General features: G+C 62.3%; 4 protein-coding genes. 1 reads left to right on the top strand and 3 read right to left on the bottom strand.

Translation table 11 applies throughout. The features are described from left to right. From ACMLHG_RS06655 to ACMLHG_RS06645, 3 genes are all read right to left on the bottom strand, one after another. Window positions 1-1,037: V-type ATP synthase subunit A (locus ACMLHG_RS06655; protein ID WP_417169987.1), on the bottom strand; the 1,037-nt coding region annotated here is incomplete at its 3' end. Window positions 1,038-1,068: 31 nt separating this feature from the next. Next, the gene (locus ACMLHG_RS06650) at window positions 1,069-1,623 is read right to left on the bottom strand and encodes a DUF2764 family protein (RefSeq protein WP_106054131.1); all 555 of its coding nucleotides are present in this window, start codon (window positions 1,621-1,623) and stop codon (window positions 1,069-1,071) included. A 28-nt stretch (window positions 1,624-1,651) separates the two neighbouring features. Beyond that, window positions 1,652-2,254: a V-type ATP synthase subunit E family protein gene (locus ACMLHG_RS06645; protein WP_106054130.1), complete on the bottom strand. Its 603-nt coding sequence runs from the start codon at window positions 2,252-2,254 to the stop codon at window positions 1,652-1,654. 914 nt (window positions 2,255-3,168) lie between these two features. Here ACMLHG_RS06645 and ACMLHG_RS06640 point away from each other — a divergent pair. Then, window positions 3,169-3,432 (top strand): hypothetical protein (locus ACMLHG_RS06640; protein ID WP_417169986.1); only part of this gene is annotated, 264 nt, incomplete at its 3' end.

Here is a 3,432-nt window from a genome sequence, read left to right as displayed (position 1 = left end):
CGCGAGGTCGAGTCAGCCAGCAGAAGGGTATTGAGCCCCATCTGGCGGTAATATTCGGCGAGCGTCACCGCCGTATAAACCGACGCTTCACGCGCGGCCACCGGCATTGAGCTCGTGTTGCAGATGATGATCGAACGGTTGATGAGCGGCTGGCCGGTGCGCGGGTCCTCGAGCTCCGGGAACTCGCGCAGGATCTCGACGACTTCGCCCGCCCGCTCGCCGCATGCCGCGATGATGACCACGTCGGCTTCGGCATAGCGGCTGATCGCGTGCTGCAGAACCGTCTTCCCGGCGCCGAACGGCCCCGGCGTACAGAAGGTTCCGCCGACCGCAACCGGGAAAAAGGTGTCGATGGTCCGCTGCTGGGTCACGAGCGTCTTCTCCGGCAGCAGCTTTTCCGCATAGTCGGAAATCGGAATCTTGACCGGCCACTGCTGGGTCATCGTGATATTCCGCTTCTCGCCCTGTTCATTTACGGCGACGGCCATTACGTCGTCGATCGTGTATTCACCGGCGGGCGTGACTGATTCGAGCGTCCATTCGCCCTTCCAGGCGAGCGGAACCATGATATAATGCCTGATGATGCCTTCCGGCACGAAACCGACGCGGTCGCCCGGACGGACCTTGTCGCCGGCAGCGGCGACCGGCGTATACGCCCACTTCACCGTACGGTCGAGCGCGCGCAGATAGACGCCGCGCTGCAGGAAGAAGCCGGACTTCTCCGCCAGCAGCGGCAGCGGATTCTGCAGCCCGTCATAAACCTGGGTCAGAAGGCCGGGACCGAGCTCGACCGAAAGCAGTTCGCCGGTGAATTCGACTTCGTCACCGACCTTGAGGCCGTTCGTGCTCTCGAATACCTGCAGGTCGGCGCGGTTGCCGCGGACGCGGATGACTTCGCTTTTGAGCTTGGTGTCGGCGTCGTCGCCGACGCGGGCGAACGCCACTTCATTCTGCATGACGCGGTCGGTGAATTCAATGGTGATCATATTCCCATTGACCGCGACCACCTTTTCAGTGTTCTTCTTACCCTCTGCCATTTATTGAAACTCCTGACTCAAATGGATGTTATTACTCGTTGCCGGAGGCGGCTCCGCCTGCGATGCGGTCGACTGCCGCGTTGAAGTTCGACCGTCCCTTTTCCACGCTGCGGCCGCGGTACCGGTTCAGAATCTCGAGCCGGAGCCGGTAGACGCAAAGCCCGTCAAAATCGAATTCATGCCCAGCTTCGAGGTCGTCGAGCATGCGCCAGCGGATGCGGTCGACGGCCTTTTCCCGCTCGACCGGGTCGGAAACCGCGGCCAGCGCCCCCATGGCGGCATCGACTTCGCCGAAATAGAGTTCGGGGTCCGGGAGATGGACGGCCCGCTCTTCATCCCTGCCGGCGCGGCGCTCGGCGATGCGGGTCCGCAGATACTGTTCGAACCGGGCATAGGCGGCATAGACGGGCGGAAGTCCGGCGGCGGAGCCGGGCTCCCTGCCGACCCGGAGCGAGCCCTGCTTCAACCGGGCCAGCGCCCCGGGGGTCATCTGACCGGCGCAGAGCTCGTCGAAATCGGCAACGCTCATGCCGGGGTCCCTGCCCAGGGCCAGGCCCGGCAGAGAAGCGGAAAGAAAGTAGTACATGGTTCGCCGTCCCGTTTCGCTTGAACTGTTATTCGCCCTTCAGGATCGACGCCAGCCGGGGGCCGATGTAGTCCGCGACAAGCTCGGTCACCGCTTCGCTGGTGAAATCGAAATAAACTTCGCCGTCCTTGAAACTGACCTCGAAACCGCCCTTGATCCCGGAGTCGCCGAACACCTGCGGCGCATTCCGGAATCCGGCGGCCAGAGAGGCTTTCATGGCCTTGTCGAGTGCCGGAACGTCCTTGACGGCGGTAAGAACGGTGATCCGGCCGTTCGGATCGGTTGCAAATTTCGCGGCGAACTCCTTGATGAGGGAAGCCATGAATTCGGGAGTCAGCGCCTGGTCGGCGGCGGCGGAGACGGCGCGGGTCATACGTTTTTCAAGCTCCTGCCGGAGCTCGAGGATGATGTCGCGCGCGGCCTGGCGGACTGCCGCCTCGGCCCGTTTTTCGATGCCTTCGGCCTGTTCTTCGGCCTGCCTGACCGCCGCCTCGGCGTCGGCCTTCGCCTTCGCCCGGATCGCTTCGGCCTCTTTTTTCGCTTCGGCGATAATCCCGGCGGCAGTCGCTTCCGCCTCCTTCACGCCTTTTTCATTGATTTTATCGAGCAGACTCTGGAGTTTTTCCGCCATCTTGGTTGCCCCCGCTTATAAATACAGTTGTTTTTGTCGCAAATATTCGCTTGGTAATGTAGTTCCGAAACAATCTTTTTTCAAATAAGGAGTTCCGAAAATAGCGGAAATAACCGTTTTTTCCCGCGAATCTCCGACAAAGCGGCAAAAAGCGCGGCATGTGCCGCTGTAACATAAAAGCGCGGGATGTGTCAGTACAGTTCCCGAAAAGCACCCGAAGCTTTCGGGCGACGAGCCCAAAGACCCGGAACCGGGAAACTGTGTTCAGGGGACCGCTCACAATGTTAAAATGCGAACTTCTGATGCCACAACGCACCCGGCAGGGAGCGAAGCGACCGGGTTCAGGGCCATCCGGCCCTGGCGAGGTTCCAAGGGGCGTGGAGCCCCTTGGCGGTGTCTGAGGCGGCGCCTCAGGTTGCCCCGGGCGAAGCCCCTGCGCAAAAATCCGCAACAAAGTTGCGGTGCTTCGCCCGGTGTGAGCGGCGCGGCGGACGCCGCGAAGCGGTCAAAGGGTCTATCGTGTTGCAATCCCGGCTGACAAGGATTGACCGGAGCCGCGAACATTGTTAAAATGCGCGTCCGTGATGTCACAACACGCCTGTGGGGAGCGCTTGCGCGACCGGGTTCAGGGCCATTCGGCCCTGGCGAGGTTCCAAGGGGCGCGGAGCCCCTTGGCGGTGTCTGAGGCGGCGCCTCAGGTTGACCCGGGCGAAGCCCCTGCGCAAAAATCCGCAACAAAGTTGCGGTGCTTTGCCCGGTGTGAGCGGCGCGGCGAACGCCGCGGAGCGGTCACAGGGTCTATCGCGTTGCAATCCCGGCTAACAAGAATTGACCGGAGCCGCGAACATTGTTAAAATGCGAACCGTCAATGTTGCAGACAGGGAGGAGCGCGCCCCTTCCGGGGCGCGGTCTTTATGCGCATTCGCGCAACAGACCGTGCGGGCTCCCCGTCCGAATCTTCGATTCGGTTTGTGAGCTGGTCGTTCCGCCCGCAGACTGCCTCCGGCGGCCGGGGCGCTTCGCCCCCGGACCCCAGACCGGCAGGGTGCCGCCGCCTGAACCGGCGCGGGCACGTTGACTTCAGCGTCTCCGCCACGATGCGGGAGATTTTATCGCGGAAGATCTCACCCGAAAAGCGCGCCGCGTTTCTTCGCAGCTCCGCCGGCAGGAAACAGCGC

Source organism: Victivallis sp., assembly GCF_048170485.1.
Taxonomy (GTDB): domain Bacteria; phylum Verrucomicrobiota; class Lentisphaeria; order Victivallales; family Victivallaceae; genus Victivallis.
This window is presented reverse-complemented; position numbering and strand designations above follow the sequence as displayed.